Here is a 22488-nt window from a genome sequence, read left to right as displayed (position 1 = left end):
CAAGAGTCCTGCCGACGCGGACGCCGGGCAGCGCAGGTTGAACCGTTTTTACACAGCCTCGGCCGCCTTCGGGTACTTCGCCTGGTAGCTCTCGACGAAGCGATCGAAGGCGGTTACAGCCCCCGCGCGCGCGTCGGTGCCATCCAGATCTCGTGAAGCTGCGCCTTCGCCCTGGCGAGCAGGCTCTTGGGCAGGGCGTTGAGCACGTTGGCGGTCTTGTGCACCCAGCAGCGCTGCCGGCGGGTTTCGGGGTAGAACTCGTCGAGCGCGGCCCAGAAGCCCAGCGCCCCGTCGCCTACTGCCAGGCGCGGACCGACTTCGAGGCCGCGAGCCTTCAGGTCGCGCAGCAACTCGAGCCAGGATGCCTTCGATTCGCGCAACCCGTCGCCGATCGTGACCAGCTCCTTCGTGCCATCGCGCCTCACGCCGATGACGACCAACAGGCACTGGCGGGCATCGTCCTCGCCGCGCAGGCTGGTGTGGACGCCATCGACCCACCAGTAGACGTAACGGCGCCCGGACAGGTCCTGCTTCATCCAGCCGGCGTACTCGGTGGCCCACTCGGCCTTCAGGCGGCTGACCACATTGGGCGACAGTCCGCGGGCCTCATCGCCGAGCAGCACGGTGAGCGCCTCGCGCATGTCACCCGTCGAAATGCCCTTCAGGTACAGCCAGGGCAGCGCCGCCGACACCCGCGCCGAGCGGCGAACATACGGCGGCACCAAGGCGGAATTGAACTTCACCCCGCCGCCCGAGCGGTCACGCACCTTGGGCACCCGCACCTCGACGTTGCCGACCGTCGTGAGCGCCTCGCGTGCCGGCAGGTAGCCATTTCTGACCACCGCTCGGCTACCGCCCAGCATCCGCACGTTCTCGTACTCGGCCAACAACTGCTGCACCTCCACTTCAATCGCCTTCTGGATCAGATCCCGCGCGCCGCGCCGGATCAGCTCCTCCAGCGACACCCCCACTTGCGATTGCGTGACCTTCTGCTCACTCGTATCCTTCTTCAAGGCGCGCCTCCGTGGTTGCTGAAAATTTGGTCTCGACAACTCAATTCTCAGCAGAGGCACGCCGCCTCATCAAGCCCTTCTATCAGGATCTGGTCATACACCAGTCTTGACTATATCTCTGTCGCGGAATCCACGACGCTTTGCTTCTTCCACCAGTTCGTATTGGCGGCGCTGGCTTTCCAGATTCATCTGGACCTGAGTCTGGGTCGACTGCCGAACATAGACTACCGCCTTGCGATTGAGCAAAAGCGCTGGCAAACGATCAATGTTCGTCATCGTCATGCTCCTTCGCTGTGACGACGCCGGCGGCCTGCATCAGCAGGCTCGCAAGATGTGTAATTGCCCTTGTCCGCTGGGCCGAGCTCATCCCCTGAAGTTCGACGGGGTCGAACGTCATGTTCATTTGTCGCGGCACCGACCACGGCGACTGCAGGTCTGCTGGAACGACGTTGGGCAGCTTGTCCATTGCGTTTCTCCCGGACGGTGTTGGAATCGTCCGGCGAGTTTCCTCGCAAACGTCGATCGACAAGCAGTTGATGCAGATCGCACAACGCCGCCACAGTGACCCTCGGCTCACCCAGTTTCATGGCTGAACACGCGGCAGGATCGAGCATCCATGCTGCGATCACTTTGACTACGCCAGGGTCGGATTCAACGTGAACTACGTGGCCTCGGCCACGCTGCTCGATGTCGCGAACCTTGACGCGGCGCCCATACAACGGATGCCATCGATAATGGACTTCAGTTTCCTGCCCGATATGGGCAGAATGAACGGGAACTGGCGCTCGGGCGCAAGAACTGGCTCTTCGCCGGTTCCCTTCCTGCCGCCGCGATCATGAGCCTCATCCACTCCGCGCGCCTCAATGGCCACGAACCCTTCGCCTATCTGAAGGACGTCCTCGCTCGCCTGCCCAGCCAGCCTCACAGCCGCATTGCCGAGTTGCTGCCTCATCGTTGGCAGCCGTCGAACTGCTGAACAGCCGCGTCAAGACGGGTTCGCCGGAGCCTTACAAACCAGGTTCTTTCCTGCTTGCCAACCTTCACGGTTGAGCATCACCTGGATTCGTCGGTAGCCGTAGCGGACTCGCGTCGCTGCAAGCTCCTTCATGCGCTGGCGCAACGCTGTTCGGGGATTGAGCACGCTTTGGTACTTCTGCACCGAGCGATGCTGCCTGGTCAGTCGACAGGCCCGGCGCTCGCTGTAGCCGTGGTGGCTCATGACATAGGCCACCACGGTCCTCTTCAGCGCGGGCCGGGAAACTTTTTTGACAAGACCTCCTGCAAGACTGCCTTGTCGAGGCTCAGCTCCGCGACTAGCTTCTTGAGCCGGCTGTTCTCATCCTGCAGCTGTTTCAATTCGCGAACCTGATCGGATTGCAGGCCGCTGTAGAGCTTCTTCCAGCGGTAGAACGTCTGCTCGGAGACGCCGACCTGGCGAACCACGTCGGCGACCGGCATGCCCAATTCTGCCTGCTTCAAGATGGCGACGATCTGCTCAACCGAAAACCGCTTCTTCTTCATGACAAACTCCCTCCTTCTGAGGAAAAGTTTGCGGAAAAACTAACGTTCCGGCTGGTCCGGATTTCGCCGGGCACATGAGGGGTCTCGGAGATGTGAATCCATTATGGGCCAGGCTAACCCGTGTATTTCACGCAGCGCGGCCTGGAAGTGGTGATCCTGCTGGCGGGCGGCGACAAGTTCACCCCGGCATGGGGCATTCCGTTACACACAATTCATTCATCATGCTGGTCACGCGCGTACTTGAGCCCCGCCGCGAAATCCATGACGCGCTGAAGACCGATCCAGATCGTCTTCACGCCGGGCTCGCCGTCGCCCTTGCGCCCGAGAAAGCCGCCGAGCCTGGCCACCCGGCGCACCATCTCGTTGAGCGCAGGCGGTTTGTTGGGAGGAGGCTGCTTGTTCAGGATGAAGGCCGCCTGCCATTCGTCACGCTCGAAGAGCAATTCGGCCTCGAGCTCGGGACAGGTTCGCCCGAGCCGCATCAGCCGGGCAATACGCCAGGCCACCACCATGAACAGCGCCAGCGCGCGCTCCAGGCGCGGCACCGTCGCCAGTTGCAGCGCCTCGACCTTGCAGCCGTTCTTGAGCACGTGGAAGAACAGTTCGATCTCCCAGCGCGCCCGGTACCAGTCGATGAGTTCGCTTGCCGCCTCGAAGCTGGCCGCCTCGCGGTTGGTGAGCAGCCGCCACTCGACCGGCTTCACGCCGGCCGGTGCACCCATCTCACGGGCGATCACGCACGTTGCCTCGAGCTGATCGCGGGGCCCGGCCTTGAGCTTGACGCGCGAAGACCAGACTTGCTGCCGCACCTGCCGCACCTGCCGCGCCTTTTGCCCCTTGCGCGAAGGGATCGTGAAGCTGATCTCCCCCAACGGTTCTGCGCCCAGCACGCGGGGCCAGAGCATGTCGCCGCCGGGCAGCGCGCGGTTGTGCTGCGAGCGCAGCAGCCAGTCGGCCGGCAACCCAGCTCGCGCGCCCGCGCCATCAGCGCGACGATATCGGCTTCCCGATCCGCGACATACACCAGGCGGGTGGCGGGCAACGCTGCCGCGCGTTCGGCGATCCGCTCGTAGCCTTCGATCCAGCGCCCGCTCTCGGTGAGGCCGCTGCGCGTGCCATCGTCGGCCTTCGGTTCGCGCGCCCACATCCACGCATCGAGCACGCCCAAGGGCTCACGTGCCGGCGACACGGCGTAGGTCGGGTGCAGGTACATCCCGCGCTGCGCTTCAAACGACAGCGGTCCCAGCCCCTCGATCGCTTGGCCGTTGAAGTCGAGTTCGGTCGTGTCCTGGAGGCACAGCACCACCGCATGTGCCGCCATGCGTTCATCGGTGCCCGCCAAGTGCGGCGCCAGGATGTCGGCCCAGCCGATGTCGTCGTCCGACAACAGCCGGTACGCGGCCTGCGTCTCCGCCCAGCCGCCACAGGCGGCCGGGATGCTCGCCGTCGGCCGCGCCGCCAGCCGCTCGGCCACCAGCACCGTGCGCCGGTTCAGGCGCTGGTCGCCCAGGTCGATGGTTTCAAATTCGTCGGCAGCCCAGCTCATGGATGGTGTCGTCAGATCGGAAAGGTCAGGAGCTTACGCAATGACGTTCGCGTTGTGTGTAATGGAATGGGCATGGGGGGCGCGGCACCGAAGCGGGAAGCCGGGTTGACCGCTGCCGCGCCGCTCCTGCATCGCTGCCTGGCGACAGGCCTGAAACCCTGCGTGAGATTTGTGTGGCTTCACGAAGCGCCATGCTGCTCTAGCCACGCCGAAAATTCCAGGGGCCTCAACCCGAAGCGAATCGCGTTGCCGGGGTGAATCGTGTTGAACTCGGCCAACGTCAGGGCGACGAAACGCGGCCGGTCGTCTTTGCCCACCGTGGCCGGCATGACCGCGCGGATCGCCGCTTCGTCAGCGCGCTGCCCGCCGCGCACGATGGCGGCGACGGTTTCGGCAAGTTCGTTGCGGTAGCGCAGGCGGAAGGTGTCGGGCGGGACGAGCTGCTGCTGCACGGCGACGTATTGCTGGCAGGAGCGTTCGTAAGCCCAGACGAAGACGTCGCGCAGCAGGGCGACGTCGTTGAGTTCATACACGCCGAGCATCGCATCGACATAGGCCTGCTGCGGCACGTCGATGAAGGACAGCGGGCAGAGGTTGTGCCGGATCAGCGGGATGTTGGCGGCCAGCCGCGAGACGCGCTTGTTCACATCTTCGAAAGGTTGCAGGTAGGGCAGATGCACCATCAGGAAGAAGGCCTGCTCGAAGGGATCGTCGATCTCGGCGGCGATGCGCAGCACGATGCCGAACAACTCCTCCAGCCGCTGAGGCAGGGCGATCGGCAAATAGACGCTGCCGCCGATTTCGACCGAGCGCGCACGCAGGCGGCCGCACGTGAGCGGATCGGGCATCAGACCGTCGGACAGGAAGGCGTGCAGGGCGATGACGGTTTCCGCTGAGAGGCCGGCGCGTTCGACGTCGCGGATCAGGTATTCGATGGCCGCCTTGTGGTTCAGGATCATCTGGGTTTCCAGTGCATCCTTGCCTTCGGCGGCCTCGCCGAATTCGATCAGGCGCTCGGTATCGAGCCGGCTGTAGGTGTTGCCTTCGAGGCGCGAGGAAGCCCAGGAGAGGTCGATGAGCAGGCGGTTGAGAATGTCCCGCGCGAAGGTGCCCGCGGTCGCTTGCTCGGCGGGCGAGCGCCCCATGCTGTGCAGTTGGGCGCGTAAGTCGGCAGGCAGATAGGCTGTCCGGTTGGGGTGGTATTGCTCCAGAAAGCCAATCTGGTAGCCGACGGGTTTGCGTTGCTGGCGCGGCTGGCGAACGTAGGCCTTGATTGCTGTCCCCTCGGTGGACAGAGGTACGTACGTTTCACCTGTTCCGGAGGCCTGAAGGTTAGGCAATTCGACGTCCGATGAACCGACGGTTTCCGGGAATCGATACTTGAGGGCGCGCCCCTCGCCTTCGGTTCGCACACGTTGTTGCGCAACCAGGCTGGCCAGACGGCGTTGCAGGGTGCGGCGCGGCAAGGCCGGGCCGATCTCCTTGAGCAGCCCGTCGATGCCGATTCCGCCCGGATGCCGGGCGATCAGCTCGAGGATGGGTTGGAGCTCCTCGTCGAGGATTTTTTTTGGCATGAAATCGCTTTTATGTGGCGCGGTAGACAGTATCGCGCCATTTTATGTGGCGCGCAAATAAGCAGTCGTGCCACTTGATGGCCGCTTTCGCGCCAAGTAACGCTTCTGGCCCTTACGACTGCCAGATTGTCGGCCGCGGTCTGGCGCGTGGACTGGTAGTCGTCACGGCCAACGAAGCGGAGTTCTGCCGGGTCGGTGTGTTGTGTATCGAGAATTGGCGAAGATAAAGGGTGATCGCATCGCGGCGCAGCGCGAGCAGATCGCCGCGGCGCTGGCCGGTGAGGCGAGCCAGATCCATCAGCGCGGCCACGATCGGAGAGGCGATCCGCTTGACCGCTTCGAACTCGGCGTCGGTGACGTAGCGCGTGCGAGGGGTTTCCTTGAACGGCTTCACCTCGCGCACCGGGTTGTCCTTGCAGTGCCCCCACATGATCGCGTGGCGCATGATGTCCTGCAGCAGGGACCGTTCGTGGTTGGCGCGGACTTTCCGACGTCTTCGCGCGCGTCTGCATGAAGTCCCACACGTCCGCTGGGGTGATCTCGGCCGGCTTCATGAGGCCGAACACCTTCGTCAGCGTCGCCGCTTCCAGCCTGTTGCCGGCCTGCGTGCTCGGGGCCTTCTCGGGGACCACTTCGCGCAGGTAGCGGCCGATGACGCTCGACATCATCTCGGCCGGGGCGTCGGTGTTCTCCAGTACGGCCCATTTCGTCCGGGCGACGGGGAGGCTTCGCCCGAGGTTGATCCATCGGGCTTTTCCCGCGTACCAGTACGAGCGCCCCTTGAGGTACATGCGGGGCGGCAGGTGCAGGCCATGTTTTCGCTGACGTCCCATCATCGCAGGATAGCTTCGAGATTCGGGCCTTGCCTGCGCCGGACAGGTTCGGTCGAGCCGCCCATGCGCTTCTCGACAACCGAGCGCAGCACTTTCGGGTATCCCGCGGCGTTTTCCTCGTAGGGCCAGCCACGATCCGTGAGCCAGCGCTTTTGCGCCGAGGGCATCTGGTAGCCGGTGAGGTCGCGCAGTTCGTCTTCATTCAGGAACATTTCATGCCTCCTTCGGCGGCGGCAACAGCGCCACCGCGATCGCGTGTTCCGGCCGGGTCTTTTCGTTCGGCAGCAGGATCTGCGTAAGGCGCGCGCCTGCGAGCGAAAGCTCGCCGGTCTCGCTTCCCGGGAAACTCGCCGGCGCACACTGCGGCCATGGTGAAGTCATTGGCGCCTCGCATGGGGCCACAGGCCGGGCATCGCATGCGCGGCGTCCTAAAAGCCAGGGAACGCTTGCTGCGTCATGACGCGCCCTCGGGAACAGGGGACGCGCTCGGACTCCGCTGCGGCCGAAGCTCGTAATAGCGATCGAGGAAAAGGTGCTTCGCCACGAGCGGAGGCAGCGGCTGGATCTTCAGCGGCAGCGGCCCGACCCCCTCGAGGGGCGCCACCGCGGGGTCGTGCGCTTGGCCGAGATCGCGGCGTTCGGTCGCGCGCAGCACGAAATCGGCCTGCTCGACCGCCGGGGGCAGGCCGCTCGGTAGGCCGAGCCGCGCGAGGATGTAGGGGGCCGCATCACCGTCGGTCTCGAAGCATTGCGGCAGCAGCTGCTCGAGTGCCGTCCGCGCGTCCGCGAGCAGCGCGGCGAGCGCATCGTCGGGCGGCACGATCATGCTCACGAGATAGTCGTGCTGCGCGATCGAATAGAAGAACGTCGTCTGCTAGGCGAAGCAGCAGGTGCTGGCCAGCATGTGCGCGATGTCCTCGATTCGCACGATCGGGTCGCTCGATCCGAGGCACTCGGAGTACGGGCCGCAGCGGGGCGAGTGCTCGAAGCGGGCAGCCGCCCGGCGCCTTTCCGCTAATGCGGCGAAATCCTGTTTCATATCCTGCCCGGGTTGCCTTTTTCGACACTTCGGGAGCCCTTCGACGAAGGGCGCTTTCTGCAGCGGAGGCTACAGAAATCGTCTTTGCGGTTTTCCACCGTTTTGCACGTTTCGGCAAAAACGTGCGTCATGCGACCTGTCAGCCCCTGAAACAGGGACGGCCTTCGGCCCGGGGTTTCGTCATAGGGGTTTGCCTGTCAGCGCCTTCGCACCGGTCCGGAAAACCGGTGCTTCGTCGAAACCGGAGCCGCCGACGAAAGTCGGCGGTCTTCTTCAGGGAGGCTGCGAGGCGCCAGCGTGCAACTGACAGCCCGGCTCATCGCTCGCGACACGGTTTCGTCACGCGGTTCGCGGCGCGCCACGGGTCCAGAGCGACTCGCGGCGGTTCGACCGATCCTTCCTCATTGGGCCCAATCAGGAAGTGCATGAAGACGGAAGTCCGCGGCTGGCGGGGGCTGCACGGCTCGACGCCTGACTCGCGCCGCTGTCGGGAAGGCCGATATTTCGGCGGGGTGCGACTTCGCTCGTGCAGCTCGCGAGGGCGGGGGCGATAATGGAAAATACTGCGATCGCCACCCATGGGCCGGTGCCATGACCGTTCGTGCCTATCATGAAAATAGCAAGCATCGACCCGAGCGCTATGCGCTGGGACCGGGCCGGCTCGACTGGGCGAATCAGCCCGATCCGTGGCGCAGTTATGCCGGCGCGCCGCGTGTTGTGCTGCCGCTGGCGGCCGATGCTTGCGAGACGCGCTACAACGACTTGCGCCGTGGCCGTCTGCCGGTGGCGGCGCCGCTCGATCGCGCGCACATCGGTTTGCTGTTCGAGTTGTCGCTGGCGCTGTCCGCGTGGAAGGAATTCGGCGGCACGCGCTGGGCGCTACGCTGCAATCCTTCGAGTGGCAATCTGCATCCGACCGAGGCCTATTTGATTGTGCCGGCGCTGCCTGACGTCGCGGCAGGGGTGTATCACTATTCGAGTCGTGAGCATGTGCTGGAACAGCGCGCGGGCGCAACGAACGAATGGGATGCGGCGTTCCGCGGCCGGGCGCTGCTCGTCGCGCTCAGCTCGATCCACTGGCGCGAGGCATGGAAGTACGGCATGCGCGCGTATCGCTACTGTCAGCACGACTGCGGACACGCGATCGCAGCCGTTTCGCTCGCTGCGGCGGCGCTCGGATGGAGGGCGAGGGTGCTCGATGAGGTCGGCGACGATGACGTCGCGCGCCTCGCCGGACTGGATCGCGAAGCCGACTTCGGCACCGCCGAGCGTGAAGTGCCGGACGTGCTGATGCTGATCGGCGACGCGCAGGCAGTGGTCGATGTCGACTTGCTCGGCGTCCTCAGCGCGCGCTGCGCGTGGCAGGGCCAGGCCAGCAGGCTCAGCACGGGTCATGTGCACTGGCACGAGATCGACGACGTTCAGGCCGCCGTGCACAAGCCGCGAACCGCACCGGAGGCGGTGGCGGATCTGCCGACGTTTCCGGCGCCGTCCGAGCCGACCCTCGACTTGTGCGTCGCAGCCCTGGTCCGGCAGCGCCGCAGCGCGCTCGCGTTCGACGGTGTCTCCGGCATGACTGCCGAAGCTTTCTTCGCGCTGCTCGATGCGGTATTGCCGCGACAGGGCGTGCCGCCGTGGAGCGCGTGCGCGTCGCGCCCGCAGGTCCACCTGGCGCTGCTCGTACATCGGGTCACCGGACTCGACGCGGGGCTTTACATCTTGCTGCGCGACGCGGCGGTGCTCGACGAACTGCGGGCAGCGCTCCGCGATGACTGGTTGTGGCACAAGGTCGGGCCGACTCATCTGCCGCTATACCTGCTGATCCCTTACGACCTTCGCGCTTCGGCGCAGCTCGTCTGCTGCCATCAGGAAATTGCCGCCGATTCGTGCTTCGCGCTCGGCATGCTGGGGCGCTTCGGTCTCGCCCAACGCGAGCCCTGGCGCTACCCGGCGCTGTTTCGCGAGTGCGGCATGATCGGCCAGGCGTTGTACCTCGAAGCGGAAGCGGCTGCGCTGCGCGGCACCGGCATCGGCTGCTATTTCGACGATTCGATGCACGAATTGCTCGGTCTAGCGGGGAGCGAATGGCAGAGCCTGTATCACTTCACCGTCGGCGTCCCAACCGAGGATGCGCGGCTGAGCTCGCTGCCGCCATACTCCGGGCGCCAGTTGTAGTGAATCCGTGATGTGACGCGTTCCTCGCGCATTGCCGAGTATGGGGCGCTCGCTTGGGTCTGCCTCCTGTTTGCAGGACTCGCGTTCGTCGCGCCGATTGCGCAGCCGCAGGACTACCACCGGTTCGCGGATTCGCGGGCGCTGTCGCTGGGACCGATCGCGCTGCCGCATGCGGCCGACGTGTTGACGAGCCTCGCATTCGTCGCGGCCGGGCTGGCGGGGCTCCCGCGCTGCTCCCGCTCGATGCCCGCGCAATATTTGCCGCTGACGGTTTTCTTCACGGGGCTCGTGCTCACCGGGATCGGGAGCGTCTGGTACCACCTTTCTCCAACCGACGCGTCTCTCGTCTGGGATCGGCTCGCAATGACGATCGCGTTTGCCGGGGCTGTAGGTTCCCTTGGTGCGGAAAGGCTGGGACCCGCGGCCGGCAGGCGCTGGTTCGTCGGGTGGCAGATGACAGGATTGGTCGCCGTTGTTCTGTGGAGGCTCTCGGGCGACTTGAGGCTTTACCTCGTTACCCAGTTCGGCGGCCTTGGCGTACTGCTGCTGTGGTTCCGCCTTCCCGTCGCCGCGGGAATGGTTCGGCTGCCGTGGGGTTGGCTATTGTTCGCGTACGGGGTCGCGAAAGCCTTCGAGCTCCTTGACCGCTTGCTCTGGACGCTGACAGACGGCTTGTTTTCGGGGCATCCGGTCAAGCATTTGATCGCCGCGCTCGGTATTCTGCCGATGCTCCGTGTCCTATCGGAACGACGAGCGGGAGCGCGTGAACGGCGCAGCTAGCGGCTCCCGGCGACCTTCACGAAGGCGACCGACGCCTCGAAGAGCTCCAAGTCCTTCTCGTAATCGGCTGCGTCTTCGCGGTTGATCTGGATCCATTCCCGCGTGCTGGCCAGGCCGCCGGGCTGGAACGCGGAGACGTTCGCCCGGGAAAACTGCGCCTCGGTCGCGACGGCGACGGGAAGGCGTAGGCCAACGCCGTTGGCGCTGACGCAGGCAAACATCTTGTCGCTGACGAAATAGGCGTCCAGGCCGCTGATTTTCCGGGCGCTGACGCCCGGGAGTTTGAGCAGCAGCGCGTCGAGCTGGGCCTTACGGCCGGGTTGAGTGGTTTCGGTCTTCACTGGGGCGCTTCGGTTGTGCGGTACAGTGCGATTGAATCACAAACGCCACGGTCGGTGCGCCTGACCCCGACGTGAAATGACCGCGGCCGCCTGGACGCAAGGCGGCATCAAGTTCTTAGATGAGGCCCAACTCCAAGGCCCGCGCTACGGCCTGCGTACGACTGCGGATCCCGAGCTTTCCGTAGATTCGGCGCAAATGGGTTTCGACGGTGTTTTCGGTCACGAACAGCTTGCGCGCGAGTTCCTTGTTGGAGTGCCCTTCGGCGAGGCGGCGGAGGATCTGACCTTCCTTGGGGCTCAGGCGCATGGCCTCGTCCTGCAGCGGCCACTTGGGGGCGACCGGTTCGGTCCTGGTCGCGGCGGCGCGCAGATTTTGAAGATAGCCGGGCGAGACAGCGCATTTCCGGTCGGCGAGCGCTTGCAGCAAGTCGTGGAGATGCCAGGGTTCGTCCGCAAAGACCCGCAACATTCCGCCGGGCTGGGCCTGTAACAGGGCCCGCTCCAGCGTTTCAAGGGGAGGCTGCCGAAATGCGCGGGATCGATCGTATGGCGGCCAGCGTCCATGCCACGGTCCATATCGACAGTGCGCGCGATTCACCTGTTCGTGGATGTGCTCGACGATCGCGAGGATCATGCCGGTTTTGTAGGCGCGGTATTCGGGGATGGAAAGTTACCCCCATTTTTTGTGGATAAGTGCTGGGGTTCCTGTGGATTATTGCTCCCGCCAGCCGGTTTGGTCTGCCGCGTTCTTTCCGCCAAGGCGGTCTGCGCAACGAACGTGAGGACCTTGCTGCGCTATTTCGTCACCGCGATCGCCGGAATCGTCCGCTGCTACCTGCCCTGGCTGTGGTTCAAGAAGGGCGGATCAGTCTGGCTGTTGTCGGCGCTGGCGAGCCTGGTGCGCCTAGTTTACTCCCGCTGGACGAGGCCGCCTCTGGTCACTTGTATGCCCGCAAAACGCTTAGAGAGCGGACCGAGCACCACCCGCAGTTCCGCATTACTTCGCTGGATTTGCTGAAAACTTCGGGCTATTCGATGTGCCATGTAGTGCTTTAGCATGTAAATAATTATGGCATAGGAGTTGCGCCGCGAAGATTTAGACCACGATCCGCTCGACCTCATCAAGGGTGAGCTGGTCATTGCGGCGGTCGTAGAGGCCGGTAGTGCGGGCGCTCTCGTGGTTGGCCATCTGTTGCGCGATCTCGAGCTTGCCGCCGTTGCGCAGGTATTCGGTGATGCCCGTGGCGCGGAAGGAGTGATTGCCGATGCGGGTGAGGATGCCGGCGTTGGCCGCGCGGCGACCGATCATCCGATAGGCGTCGGCTTGGGACATCGGGCGCTCCGAGAGTCTGCCGGTGTGGCCGATGGCGGTGCGGAAGAGGAAGGCCTTGCCCGCGCCGGCGAGCTGCGCGCCCTCAATATAGGCGTGCAGATACTCCTCGAGATTGTGATGACAGGGCATTTCGTGCTGCTTGCCGCCTTTCTCGTGCAGCCGCACCCAGCTGCGCCGGCCCTGCACATAGACATCCTCAACCCGCATCTTGAGCGCCGCGCCGATTCGGGCGAAGGTGTAGACCATCAGGCCGATGAGGGCGCGATCGCGCAGGCCCACGGCCGTGCTGACATCGATCGCGTCGAGCAGAGCGCGGGCCTCGTCTGCGGCGAGCACCGGCGTCTTGCCTTTCTTGACCGAGTGCTTCGGGCCGCGCACAGCGCTCGCCGGATTGATCGCGACGACCTGGCCGACCACCAGCCAGTCGAACAACATGCGGATGGCGGCCAGGTGCTGCTTGACCGAGGGGGCCGACAGGCGCGTCTGCAGCGTCTCGACATAGGCGGCGACATGCACCGGCTCAATGTCGCGCAGCACTGTGATCTGGGCTTCCTGCTCGCACCAGGCGGCGAACCCGACCACGGCCCACCCATAGGCGCGGCGCGTGTTGGGGTTACGGATGTTGGCGGTGAAGAACTCAATGAAGCGCCGGCTGGTCGACTCATTCGGACAGAACAGGGCGGGGAGGACCAATCCTCCTGCCGCTTGCCGCGCAGGCAGCTTCGCCGCTGCTGCCGGCTGGTCCAGACCTTCGCTCATGCGTCGAAGCCTCCTCTTTCTGCAAGGAGCACTCTCCCACGTTTGACGATCCTGTCTATGTCAAAGTCGGTGATCCGACCGGCCATCAGGGCCGTCATCCCCTGGCTGATATCCGCGCGGAGAGCTTTGGGTTCACCCGGCTCATGCTCCGCGTTTTTCTCTTCCGAACGTCTGCCGCCATTAGTCATCACGTGCCATTCCTTTCAGGGCCGTGAATTCGCGCACTGAAACGATCCACGCGCACGGCGGCGCAGGCCTCGCCTATGGCCGCCTGCAGCTCATCGGTGGGGATATCGGCGTTGCGCGCCTTGATGGCCTGCACGTTCTGATCAAACATCCGCCAGCGCACGGCGTCCTCGATGAAGCGGGAGATGTCGCCCTTGCGCATTCCCTGAGCCCCCAGAAAAGCGCGCAGTGCGAAATCGGTTTCCCTGGAAACCGTCACCGTCCACCTTGTCGTCGAATCGTTTGCCATGATCGAACCTGGATGTATGAACATCCACCATAAAACCTTTAGCGCCCCTACACTAGAAGAATCGGCCCGCCGGACGGGGCGGAAGAAACGGCCAGGCCGCAGGGGCTTCTCCCCGGATGATCTACAGATGACTGTCCGGGTCCATCCGGGCATGCAGCACCCGGATGATGCGAATCACCTCGCCCTCCACGGTGTAGAAGACGACATGATGATTGATGCCGAGTGAGCGATAGCCTTGCCTGACCTCATCCCGCATGCGACCGAGCCCGGGATGATCCTGCAACCGGGCGATGCCGGCTTCGAGCTCGTCCAGGTATCTGTCGGCGTGTTGCTCGCCCCATTCCTCGTAGGGGTAGCGCCAGATTCCGATCAGGTCCTGTCTGGCCTACGCATCCAGACCGGCTTGCCGCCGCGCGGCCCGTTTGATCTCCTGCAAATCGAGGGGCGAGTCCTCGCCGCTTTCCTCGCCCTCGATCAGGGCGCGGCGCAAGGCTTCCACCTTCTGCTCATGTTCTTCGAGCAGACGCAAGGATGCGCGGATGACTTCGCTTGCCGAACCGTAGCGGCCTTGGGCAATCTGGCTGGTAATGAAGCCTTCGAAATGCTCGCCGAGCGTCACGCTGGTGTTCTTTGCCATGGCGGGGCTCTCCTTTCCAATATTTATATATACCAAATATTGGTATCGTAGGCAAGGAACAGGTTGTGCGGTACTTTAGCCACAATGCGTCCGCGGCCTCGATGAACCTGCCATCTCGGCTGGCATCCTCGCCGCCCTTCTCGTCCCTTTATCCCTAGTTTCATGAATGATAACGTCCTTTATCAATCATAAACAGTCTAGAAAAAAAGCCGGCCGCAAGACCGGCTTCACTCCCTAGTCGTATTCCGACTTCGCTCGGTGCAGGTGCCGCCTGTCCGACCCAGTGCGAGGCTCAGACATGGCGAGGCCAGATTTTGAGCGCCCGGACGAGCAGGTCATCGGAACGCTTACAAATCGCGGCTTCATCCCATTGCGCTACGTCGTGCAGCAATCGGTTGATTGGCAGCAGCGAATATTTCAGTAGTTCAGGCCGCTTGACGGCCCACTCGCTATTCGACACGGACGAATTCAACGCTTGCGTCAAGATGGTGGTCCTCGCCGCTTGCAGAAGGCCAGGAAGGGCCGCTCCGGACTGCGCGGCGCGATCTGCTTCTTCGCCCGCCATTCCCGCCATTCGGCTTCGAGTCCGTGGATGTCCCATCCTTGCGCATTGCAGTAGCAGGATGAGACGGCTCATGGTCAGCAGCTCGGCCATGGACTAAACCGCTCGCGCGGTAGGGCGTGCTGAACCGCTTCGGACGGTCAGGACGTCGCGGGTGTGCATTGGCAGTGCTCTGCCATGTTGGAAATGAGGCGATCCGCCTCGTTTTCGACAGGAGCAAGCCATGGAAACCCAGAAGCCGAGCATCAGTCCGTTGCGCGAGCGCATGATCGAGGACATGCGGATGCGCAAGCTGGGCGATCGAACCCAGGAAGGGTACGTGCGCGCCGTGCGCTACTTCGCGAAGTATCTTGGGCGCTCGCCGGATACCGCGACCGTCGAGGATCTGCGGAACTACCAGCTGTACCTCGTTGATCACGGGACCTCGCCCACGTCGCTCAACGCGGCAATCTGCGGCTTGAAATTCTTCTTCACCGTCACGCTCGACCGTCCCGAGCTGATGGCCAAGATGCAGCCGGTGCATCTGCCGCGCAAGCTGCCGGTGATCCTGAGTCCGGACGAGGTGAAGCGCCTGATCGCTGCGACCGGCAACCTGAAACACCAAACCGCCCTGGCACTGGCCTATGCGACGGGCCTGCGCATCAGCGAAGTCGTGTCCTTGAAGGTCGCCGACATCGACAGCCAGCGCATGACGCTGCGGGTTGAACAAGGCAAGGGCCAGAAGGATCGCTATGCGATGCTTTCGCCGTTGCTGCTGCAACGGCTGCGCGTGTGGTGGCGAGTGGCCCATGCGCAGGGCAAGATGCTCGATGGCGGCTGGCTGTTCCCTGGTCAGGATCCGGTCCGACACCTCAGCGCCCGGCAACTCGACCGCGCCATCCACGCCGCCGCCGACGAAGCGGGCATCGACAAGCGGGTATCGATGCACTCGCTGCGCCATGCCTTTGCCACCCACCTGCTGGAGCAGAAGGTCGACATCCGCCTGATCCAGGTCCTGCTCGGGCACAAGAAGCTGGAAACCACCGCCCTGTATGCCCAGGTCGCCACCGACATCCTGCGCGAGGTCGTCAGCCCGTTGGAGAAGCTGAACTCCGCGTAGCGCGGCCATGGGGCGGCCTGCCCTGGAGGTCGCCGACATCTTCCGCACCCATGGCCCCGCGTGGCGAGCAAAGCAGTCAGGCCACCTGAGCCTCGGTCAGCTCAAGGTCATGTCGGCCATCGAACAGTGCCGTACCGCGGCGCTGGGCGGACACGCATTGCGTTGCAATGCCTGCGGGCATGAGGAGATCAGCTACAACTCCTGCCGCAATCGACATTGCCCCAAGTGCCAGGCGCGTGCCGCGCAGCGCTGGCTCGAGGCCCGACAGGCCGATCTGCTGCCCGTCGAGTACTACCACATCGTCTTCACGCTGCCCGAACCGATCAGCGCCATCGCCTACACCAACAAGGCGGTGATCTACCGGCTGTTGTTCGACGTCGCAGCGGAAACGCTGACGACGATCGCCGCCGATCCGAAACACCTCGGCGTCCAGATCGGCGCCACCTTGATCCTGCACACCTGGGGTTCGGCATTGACGCATCATCCCCACGTGCATGGCATCGTCCCCGGCGGTGGAATTTCTCCAGACGGCAAACGCTGGGTCGCTTGCCGGCGCGGGTTCTTCCTGCCGGTGCGCGTGCTGTCGCGCTTGTTCCGTCGGCGCTTCATCGAGGAACTCGAGAAGCTCTATCGCGCCGGCCAGCTGCAATTCTTCGGCGAGCACGCGCCCCTGGCCGATGCCGGCGCGTTCGGCCGGTGGTTGGTGCCGCTGAAGAGGTGCGAGTGGGTGGTGTATGCCAAGCGTCCGTTCGCCGGTCCCGAGGCCGTATTGGCCTACCTCTCCCGCTACACCCACCGGGTGGCCATCTCGAACCGCCGATTGGTGGCGATGGATGAGCACGGCGTGTCCTTCCGCTGGAAGGACTACCGCGCCAAGGGGCGTACCCGCCACAAGACGATGACGCTTGCCGCCGATGAGTTCATGCGGCGCTTCCTGCTGCATGTGTTGCCAACGGGTTTCCACCGCATCCGTCACTACGGACTGCTGGCCAATGCCGGGCGACAGCAGAATCTGGCCACGGCGCGTGCCTTGCTCGATGTGCCTCGACCCGAACCGATCGACAACGAAAGCGCCGTCACGCCACCGCCAACCTTCGTCTGTCGCTGCTGCGGCAGCGCCATGCTGGTCGTCGAGATCATCATGCGTCGACAGCCGATTCGCGCACCACCATGATGCACCGCCTGCAGCTCTTTCGTCACACGACAGCATCGGCGCCCGAGTTCCCGGCGCCGGCAGCGGCCGGCTGTTGTTCGATGCCTTCTCGCCAGCATTCGCCGCTTCCGGCACGCGCGATCGTGGCGCCAATGACCGCCGTCGGTGTCGAGCTGTGCGTGGCCGACGGTTCGATGCGCCAATCACCGGCCATCCCGGGAACAGCGACTGACTTCAAATTCCCATAGGTCGCGCCCTGCCCAAACCGCGCGGCAGCATTCCGCGGTTTCGTCCCTGGAGGTTTATTCAACGTCTGCCCGCAGGCGCTCTCGCGTCATCCAGCCTCGGCACGTGGAGGGCAGACGTCAAACAAACCTAAACCTAAGGCGACATTGCCGCATTGATTTGTTAGCGGCAGCAACGCACCTATTTGCGGACGCTGAACTAGGGATCGCTCACCTGCGTAATCGCTCAGCCTCGGCCTCTCGCTCAACAAAAAGCAAACCTTCGTGCGTCGTTGCGCGTGTATGACGTGCGCGCTACGATGCTGCCATCATCCTAGCGGCGCGGTGCGAAGTTTGGACAAGAATTTAGCAACAGAGGAATTAGAGCGGCCGGGTGGAACGACTGAGGTCACACCCCCAAGCCGATCTGCTCGGAATCGTGGAAAGGCCTGCATCCTCCCCCCTTCCGTCAAAGAGCCCGACTATGCGCCGCCCGACTTCAGCGGCAGCCGGCGAACCAGGATCGGCTCTAGCTTCATCGAGCAGTTTGTCGCGGGACATGATGCGAGCGACGTACTGCGCGAGCTCGTCCAGAACGAATATGATGGCGGCGGCGAGACGCTGACGCTCACCTTCGGGAGCAGCTCGCTTGAGGTAGCCGGCACGGGCCGAAACATTGACCGCAACGGATGGGAACGGCTCTCGGTGATCGTCGGCACCGGCAATGTGATGGGCAGCCGGCAAGCAGAGGTGGTGGCGCCGAAAGAAAACGGCATTGGTTCGAAGAATTTCGGCCTGCGCTCGCTCTTCCGCTTTGGTGACGAAATCCACGTGCGCTCCGGCGGGCAGGTCGCGCTGCTCGATCTTCAGACCCAGGAAACGGGGCGCGAGCGCGACCCGGCGTGGCGGGGCGAGAAGGGTGTTCGTGTCTACGTGCAGTACCGGCAGAAATCGACCGAGAGGCTTGAGGCCTTCACCGTCGAGCGCGAGGAGCATGCCATCAGATTGATGGCGGCGGGAATGCCGGATACGCTAGTAAAGCTGGCGCTCAGCGGCAAGAAGCGCGGCCTGCGCGAGGTGAATATCCGCTCGATTCGCACGGGCCGGATGCTGCGCTGGAGGCAGGACGCGAAGCCCGAACACTGCCGTGCCCCGGGCGTCACCATGGTGGCGCGGAGCGGGAGACTCATCGATGGCGACGACAGGGGCGTGCCGTTCCAGGAGGAGGAATTCTTCCGGTCGATCGAGATCCCGGCCGATCATGCCGCACGCCGCTTCCCTGCCTATTACAAGCTGCCCGGCGGGCGGCTAAAGATCGCGGTCTCCGTCCCGATCGCACGTCGGCGCATCGATCTCGCCCAGCACGGTTATTTCTACTATCCGCTGAAGACGCCTTCCTCCCGCACTGGTTGCGTCGTCAGCGTCAGCGCGCCGTTCGAACTCAATACCGATCGTAGCGGGATCAACGACCACGTCTGGAACGACTGGCTCATCGATCAGGCCGTAGATCTGACCGTCGATCTGCTCAAGGCCGACTGGTTCGGCCGATATGGTGCCGACTCCTTCAAGGCGCTTTTCGGCGACGGCGCCGCGAGCCCAGCTCACTTCGTGACCAAGGTCGCCGAACGGCTCGCAAAGGACGCCTGCTGGCCCACGCAGGGAAAGGGCGAGGACCACTTCGCTTCAGCAAGCGAGATCGTGCTGCCGACGGAAGAACAGTATGCCGGATTCCTCAGTGACAAGCGCTATCTCGATCCGGCCCTCGCCGCCGACAAAGCGCTATGCGATCTGGTCGCCGAGTGCGGCGCCAAGCGGTTCACTGCCTCCTCGCTGGTCCGATTGCGATGCGCGGGCAAGGATGAGGACGGTCTTGAGACCAAGGTCGGCGACGGCGCCAACTTCCATTTCACGGACTTCAGCCGCGCCCTCGCCGGTATCGACATGCAGAAGCGCCTCGCCGCTGCGCTGTCGGCCTATCCGCGCCGCCTGACCAAGCAGCATAAGGCCGATCTCGGCAACACGTCCTCCACTCTGAGCGCATCCGGCGAGCTCAGACCCGCCACCCAACTCATGATCGTGGATCCCGATCTCTGGGCCGACTGTCCAGAGCCGGAGGCCAACAGGCTGCATCCGGAGCTCGTTCCCTTCAAAGCGATTTCTAGCCACTGCCGGACATTCAACGAGGAGCAATGGCTGATCGACGCTGCCGAGCGCGCGGCCACGGCCGCCCCCGATGATCGGGAGCGCGAAATCCTTTACCGAAAGCTGTTGACGCGAAAGACACCGATCAGCCGGCGCGCCCTGACGGCGCTGCGCAACAATCCGGTGGTCAAGAACCAGCGAGACCAGTGGGTCGTCCCGAGCGCCATGGTGCATCTTAAGAAACCGCTCGCCCGCCTGCTCGACCCGGCCATCGACGCGCCGTCGAAGGAGATGTTGAACGCGCCCGATCTGATGGGACGCCTGCGGATCCGGAACACCCTGAACGGCTCGGATCTCGTGCGCTACGCTCGCGGCCTCGCCGATCGACCCGAGATGGCGGAGCGGTTTGAAAAGCTCCTCACCGAGAATCTGAAGTTGCTGCGCCCTGCAGAAATCGACGAATTGCGGGCAATCCCCTGCATCAAGGCACGGTCAGGTCGGCTTGTCACCCCGGCCATGCTGCATCTCGACACAACAACCAATCGGTTATGCATTGGCGACGATGACCGGGTTGTCGGCGGGACCAACGATCTTCTCTATCGTAAGCTGAAACTCAAGATCGCGCCCGATTCCGAGACCCTTCTCGATATCATCAAGCGCGGTCGGGTAGAGTGCAGAGCGCCTAATCGGCCAGATCTGCTCTATCCCACGCTCGTGGAGGCGATCGGGCGCGAGCGTCGCGCCAAGTCCGAGATTGTCAAGATGCCGATCTGCTGGGTACAAGACGGATACTATGCGCCCTCGGAAATCCTCGTCGGACCTCGGACGGCAGCACCGTTAGCCGAGGCGATCCCGCTCTACCGCTATTCCGATGAAGTCGGCCGCGCCTATCAAGAGCTTGGCGCGCCGGCCCAATCGACCGATGGCCATTGGGCGCACTTCTTCCGGCACGTGGGGACCGATTGGGCAAAGGACACGCCGCTCGACACCCGTCGCCGGCGCATCCTACTCGAAGCCTACAGCGCGCGCCGAAGCTTCGGACTGCCGCAGGGGCTCGAGGATGTTCGCTGCTTAATCGACGATCGAGCGCGGCTCTTCACGCTTGGCGAATTGCGTGCCGGAAAGCTCGTCGAACCTGACTTTCAGGCGCTCGAAGAGGCGCTTCGCAACGCAAATAGCGGGATCGGGGTTATCGAACGGTCTGAGCAGGCTCGCGCATTTTTCGTCGGTCTCGGCATCCGCCCACTGTCTGCGATCGCGGGCACGAGTGCGCCGGTGCTCGGTCTCTTGGGGCGACCGCCATTCTGGTACAAGCCCAAGCAGAGCGAGCGGGTCCTTGCCATGCTGCGCCGGCCGCTTTTTGCGCAAGCACTGTATGAGATCGCATACCGGAACCGACATGGCCATCCGGGCTTCGAGCCTTCGGATCTGGCAACGATCGAAGCGCGCCTTGCCGCCGTCCGCGAAATTGCCTTCTTCCAGAGTATGGAGCGGCGATACAGCGTAGGTGGCGCGAGTGTTCTCGTCCCCGCACAGGTCGCCGTCAGCAGAGAACGGATTGGCGTCATTCCCCCGAAGACCAAGAACAGCTTTCAGTTGCTGCTCGCTGAAGCGCTTGCCGAGATCGCGGGAGCGACTAGCGTGGCGACGATGCGCAGCATTGCCAACGCCTTCCTTCCGCTTCTCCTCTGCGGCACTCATGAGGAGCTCACGGAATACCTCGATCGGATGGGCATTCCTCATGGCCGCCAATGGGCGGACGAGGAAGAAGACAGCATCGATCTCGACAACGATGACGATAGTGACGATGATGCCGAGGAACTTGCATTGCGCCAAGTCTTCGACAATCTCGACACGGGCGGCTCTACGAACGCGGAGGCAGTCGGCCCCGTCGATCTGGCGCCGCCGCTCTCAACCAATCCGCCGCCACCGCCCCCGCTCTTTGAACTGCCAAACCTCGATGATGTTTCGCTGACCGTCGCATCGAAGAAGGGCACAGAGATCGAGCCACGCGGCCCCTCGGGCCGCGGTGGGAGCCGATCGTCCAGGGGCTGGCTTCCACCGACGCCTGCCGAAATCGAGCGCGCTAGCCTCTTAGGTCGGCGCGGCGAAGAACTCATCTATCGCATGGAGCTACAGAAAGTGCACGATATGGGTTATGCAGAGCCCGAACGCTACGTCATTTGGACCTCGCGTGAAGAACCCGGTGCCGACCACGACATCCGCTCGATCGACGCACATGGGCGACCACGTTGGATCGAAGTAAAGTCAACTACGGGCGTCGATGGCCGATTCGACTGGCCGCGCAAGGAGTTCGAAAAGGCGTTACGCGAGCGCGCTCGCTACGAATTGTGGCGCGTCTATCGCGTCGTCGGCCACGCACCAGTTGCAAAGTGCTTCCCCAATCCGGCACGCATGCTTGGCACGCGCCAGATCACCCTCGAGCTCGGCATGTTGCGCGCCAACATTGAGAAGCTGGACTGAGGCTTTCAGGATGAGATATGAATAGGCGTTTCGGTAGCCGCCGGGTTCCGGCTCGAATCAGCAGCTGTCTTCCTTAACTACGCATCAAGGTCTCGGTCTAGTCCGACTCCGGCCCGCTTTTTCTACCATGGTTTTAGTCCCAGTAATCCTAGCCCATGACTGCTACGACGTTCACTGTGGGCGTTCCGCTTCAAGCTGGCAATGACCAACTGGCCGTTACCGGCAGTCCCGACGGTACTGTCTGAGTTGCGCCATACTCGTCGCACCGGTCCCGAGGCGCGTCTGCCCAGATCCACCCAGCGCGCCGCATGGCACCAGCGCACCTACAACGTCCAGCGCGGATCCCCTGCAATCTCACGACACCGTTCATCGTTCATCATACCGACGACATAGCAGGGCGCGCTGCACGGACCATTGCCCGTGGCATACTTCCATATGACGTCCTTCGCTACCATAAGGAGACTAGCCGCGTCATGACTGAACGCCCCCAAAAGAAGCCACGACAGCAACCAGCGCTGTGCTTCAAGACTGGCGAGGACATCCGCAGCTTTCGGAAAAAGCACGCGATGAACCAGTCGGAGTTCTGGAGCCGTGTCGGCGTCACGCAAAGCGGTGGTTCTCGCTATGAGTCCGGGCGCAACGTCCCGAGGCCTGTGCAAATTCTGCTGCACCTGACATACGGGAAGGACAAGCAATCCGCCGATATGTACGCGTGGCTTCGCGGCCAGGGGGATCGTGTCCCGGGGCGTGGTGTAAGAATCGTCAGCAGAAGCGGTCGGCGGGTCATCGTCTCCGGTT

At 63.6% G+C, this 22488-nt stretch carries 20 protein-coding genes and 4 pseudogenes; 7 read left to right on the top strand and 17 right to left on the bottom strand.

All coding sequences use genetic code 11. The features are described from left to right. Nucleotides 1–57: 57 nt before the first annotated feature. The 3 genes and pseudogenes from PA01_00775 to PA01_00770 form a co-directional block, all read right to left on the bottom strand. Nucleotides 58–1013 (bottom strand): annotated as a pseudogene (locus PA01_00775) (IS256 family transposase). A 93-nt stretch (nt 1014–1106) separates the two neighbouring features. Then, nucleotides 1107–1289 (bottom strand): hypothetical protein, encoded by a 183-nt coding sequence (locus PA01_18375; protein KAI5913750.1) that lies wholly within the window; start codon nt 1287–1289, stop codon nt 1107–1109. Beyond that, nucleotides 1276–1479 (bottom strand): hypothetical protein, encoded by a 204-nt coding sequence (locus PA01_00770; protein KON82599.1) that lies wholly within the window; start codon nt 1477–1479, stop codon nt 1276–1278. Before PA01_00770 ends, PA01_18375 begins: the two co-directional genes overlap by 14 nt. A gap of 315 nt (nt 1480–1794) precedes the next feature. Here PA01_00770 and PA01_18370 point away from each other — a divergent pair. After that, nucleotides 1795–1989 (top strand): annotated as a pseudogene (locus tag PA01_18370) (transposase domain-containing protein). Nucleotides 1990–2019: 30 nt separating this feature from the next. On the opposite strand, the pseudogene PA01_18365 reads toward PA01_18370, so the two are convergent. From PA01_18365 to PA01_00735, 7 genes and pseudogenes are all read right to left on the bottom strand, one after another. Next, a pseudogene (locus PA01_18365) lies at nt 2020–2534 on the bottom strand (transposase). A gap of 212 nt (nt 2535–2746) precedes the next feature. After that, a pseudogene (locus PA01_00755) lies at nt 2747–4050 on the bottom strand (IS4 family transposase). Between the two features lie 209 nt (nt 4051–4259). Further along, entirely contained in the window at nt 4260–5546 is a 1287-nt protein-coding gene (locus PA01_00750) for a Fic family protein (GenBank protein ID KON82596.2), read from the bottom strand. A 220-nt stretch (nt 5547–5766) separates the two neighbouring features. Beyond that, nucleotides 5767–6099 carry a hypothetical protein gene (locus tag PA01_00745; GenBank protein KON82595.1) on the bottom strand — a complete coding sequence of 111 codons (333 nt, stop codon included), beginning with the start codon at nt 6097–6099 and terminating at the stop codon, nt 5767–5769. A 387-nt stretch (nt 6100–6486) separates the two neighbouring features. After that, nucleotides 6487–6699: a DUF4224 domain-containing protein gene (locus PA01_00740; protein KON82594.1), complete on the bottom strand. Its 213-nt coding sequence runs from the start codon at nt 6697–6699 to the stop codon at nt 6487–6489. A gap of 1 nt (nt 6700) precedes the next feature. Then, on the bottom strand, nt 6701–6868 hold the full coding sequence (locus tag PA01_18360) for a hypothetical protein (GenBank protein ID KAI5913749.1): 168 nt from the start codon (nt 6866–6868) through the stop codon (nt 6701–6703). A 73-nt stretch (nt 6869–6941) separates the two neighbouring features. Beyond that, nucleotides 6942–7319 (bottom strand): hypothetical protein, encoded by a 378-nt coding sequence (locus PA01_00735; protein ID KAI5913748.1) that lies wholly within the window; start codon nt 7317–7319, stop codon nt 6942–6944. A 798-nt stretch (nt 7320–8117) separates the two neighbouring features. Here PA01_00735 and PA01_00730 point away from each other — a divergent pair. Together PA01_00730 and PA01_00725 are read left to right on the top strand one after the other, a co-directional pair. Next, complete coding sequence (locus PA01_00730) at nt 8118–9701, top strand: nitroreductase family protein (protein KON82593.1); 1584 nt, start codon at nt 8118–8120, stop codon at nt 9699–9701. Nucleotides 9702–9713: 12 nt separating this feature from the next. Then, nucleotides 9714–10481, top strand: coding sequence for a hypothetical protein (locus tag PA01_00725; GenBank protein KON82592.1), 768 nt, complete (start codon nt 9714–9716; stop codon nt 10479–10481). On the opposite strand, the gene PA01_00720 is transcribed toward PA01_00725, so the two are convergent. Together PA01_00720 and PA01_18355 are read right to left on the bottom strand one after the other, a co-directional pair. Beyond that, nucleotides 10478–10822 (bottom strand): hypothetical protein, encoded by a 345-nt coding sequence (locus tag PA01_00720; protein ID KON82591.1) that lies wholly within the window; start codon nt 10820–10822, stop codon nt 10478–10480. The two genes, PA01_00725 and PA01_00720, sit on opposite strands and share 4 nt — an antisense overlap. Nucleotides 10823–10937: 115 nt before the next feature. Next, complete coding sequence (locus tag PA01_18355) at nt 10938–11456, bottom strand: response regulator transcription factor (protein KAI5913747.1); 519 nt, start codon at nt 11454–11456, stop codon at nt 10938–10940. Between PA01_18355 and PA01_18350 the strand changes: the two genes are divergently transcribed. Beyond that, nucleotides 11385–11840, top strand: a complete 456-nt coding sequence (locus tag PA01_18350; GenBank protein KAI5913746.1) for a hypothetical protein — start codon at nt 11385–11387, stop codon at nt 11838–11840. The two genes, PA01_18355 and PA01_18350, sit on opposite strands and share 72 nt — an antisense overlap. 78 nt (nt 11841–11918) lie before the next feature. Here the strand turns inward: PA01_18350 and PA01_00710 are convergent, their stop codons facing one another. From PA01_00710 to PA01_00685, 5 genes are all read right to left on the bottom strand, one after another. Then, on the bottom strand, nt 11919–12914 hold the full coding sequence (locus PA01_00710) for a tyrosine-type recombinase/integrase (protein ID KON82665.2): 996 nt from the start codon (nt 12912–12914) through the stop codon (nt 11919–11921). Further along, nucleotides 12911–13102 (bottom strand): hypothetical protein, encoded by a 192-nt coding sequence (locus PA01_00705; protein ID KON82590.1) that lies wholly within the window; start codon nt 13100–13102, stop codon nt 12911–12913. Before PA01_00705 ends, PA01_00710 begins: the two co-directional genes overlap by 4 nt. Then, nucleotides 13102–13389 (bottom strand): ribbon-helix-helix domain-containing protein, encoded by a 288-nt coding sequence (locus tag PA01_00700; protein KON82589.1) that lies wholly within the window; start codon nt 13387–13389, stop codon nt 13102–13104. The genes PA01_00705 and PA01_00700 overlap by 1 nt, the downstream gene beginning before the upstream one ends. Nucleotides 13390–13774: 385 nt before the next feature. Continuing rightward, the gene (locus PA01_00690) at nt 13775–14026 is read right to left on the bottom strand and encodes a type II toxin-antitoxin system ParD family antitoxin (protein ID KON82587.1); all 252 of its coding nucleotides are present in this window, start codon (nt 14024–14026) and stop codon (nt 13775–13777) included. Nucleotides 14027–14318: 292 nt separating this feature from the next. Continuing rightward, nucleotides 14319–14681 carry an HNH endonuclease family protein gene (locus tag PA01_00685; protein ID KON82586.2) on the bottom strand — a complete coding sequence of 121 codons (363 nt, stop codon included), beginning with the start codon at nt 14679–14681 and terminating at the stop codon, nt 14319–14321. A 130-nt stretch (nt 14682–14811) separates the two neighbouring features. Here PA01_00685 and PA01_00680 point away from each other — a divergent pair, with 130 nt between their 5' ends. From PA01_00680 to PA01_00670, 3 genes are all read left to right on the top strand, one after another. After that, complete coding sequence (locus tag PA01_00680) at nt 14812–15687, top strand: site-specific integrase (protein ID KON82585.1); 876 nt, start codon at nt 14812–14814, stop codon at nt 15685–15687. A 7-nt stretch (nt 15688–15694) separates the two neighbouring features. Then, a complete protein-coding gene (locus PA01_00675) occupies nt 15695–16861 on the top strand; it encodes an IS91 family transposase (GenBank protein ID KON82584.1) in 1167 nt (388 codons plus the stop codon). A gap of 557 nt (nt 16862–17418) precedes the next feature. Continuing rightward, nucleotides 17419–21690 carry a DUF3883 domain-containing protein gene (locus PA01_00670; protein KON82583.1) on the top strand — a complete coding sequence of 1424 codons (4272 nt, stop codon included), beginning with the start codon at nt 17419–17421 and terminating at the stop codon, nt 21688–21690. Nucleotides 21691–22488: the final 798 nt, after the last annotated feature.

Source organism: Azoarcus sp. PA01 (assembly GCA_001274695.2).
Lineage (GTDB): Bacteria > Pseudomonadota > Gammaproteobacteria > Burkholderiales > Rhodocyclaceae > Aromatoleum.
The sequence above is the reverse complement of the archived record's forward strand: the minus strand, read 5'-3'. Positions and strand labels throughout refer to the sequence as shown.

Coding starts and splice junctions, on each gene's coding strand:
- PA01_18375 (KAI5913750.1), bottom strand. CDS start 1,289: ATGACGAACATTGATCGTTTGCCAGCGCTTTTGCTCAATCGCAAGGCG.
- PA01_00770 (KON82599.1), bottom strand. CDS start 1,479: ATGGACAAGCTGCCCAACGTCGTTCCAGCAGACCTGCAGTCGCCGTGG.
- PA01_00745 (KON82595.1), bottom strand. CDS start 6,099: ATGCGCCACGCGATCATGTGGGGGCACTGCAAGGACAACCCGGTGCGC.
- PA01_00740 (KON82594.1), bottom strand. CDS start 6,699: ATGTTCCTGAATGAAGACGAACTGCGCGACCTCACCGGCTACCAGATG.
- PA01_18360 (KAI5913749.1), bottom strand. CDS start 6,868: ATGACTTCACCATGGCCGCAGTGTGCGCCGGCGAGTTTCCCGGGAAGC.
- PA01_00730 (KON82593.1), top strand. CDS start 8,118: ATGACCGTTCGTGCCTATCATGAAAATAGCAAGCATCGACCCGAGCGC.
- PA01_18350 (KAI5913746.1), top strand. CDS start 11,385: ATGCCACGGTCCATATCGACAGTGCGCGCGATTCACCTGTTCGTGGAT.
- PA01_18355 (KAI5913747.1), bottom strand. CDS start 11,456: ATGATCCTCGCGATCGTCGAGCACATCCACGAACAGGTGAATCGCGCG.
- PA01_00710 (KON82665.2), bottom strand. CDS start 12,914: ATGAGCGAAGGTCTGGACCAGCCGGCAGCAGCGGCGAAGCTGCCTGCG.
- PA01_00705 (KON82590.1), bottom strand. CDS start 13,102: ATGACTAATGGCGGCAGACGTTCGGAAGAGAAAAACGCGGAGCATGAG.
- PA01_00700 (KON82589.1), bottom strand. CDS start 13,389: ATGGCAAACGATTCGACGACAAGGTGGACGGTGACGGTTTCCAGGGAA.
- PA01_00690 (KON82587.1), bottom strand. CDS start 14,026: ATGGCAAAGAACACCAGCGTGACGCTCGGCGAGCATTTCGAAGGCTTC.
- PA01_00685 (KON82586.2), bottom strand. CDS start 14,681: ATGGCCGAGCTGCTGACCATGAGCCGTCTCATCCTGCTACTGCAATGC.
- PA01_00680 (KON82585.1), top strand. CDS start 14,812: ATGGAAACCCAGAAGCCGAGCATCAGTCCGTTGCGCGAGCGCATGATC.
- PA01_00675 (KON82584.1), top strand. CDS start 15,695: ATGGGGCGGCCTGCCCTGGAGGTCGCCGACATCTTCCGCACCCATGGC.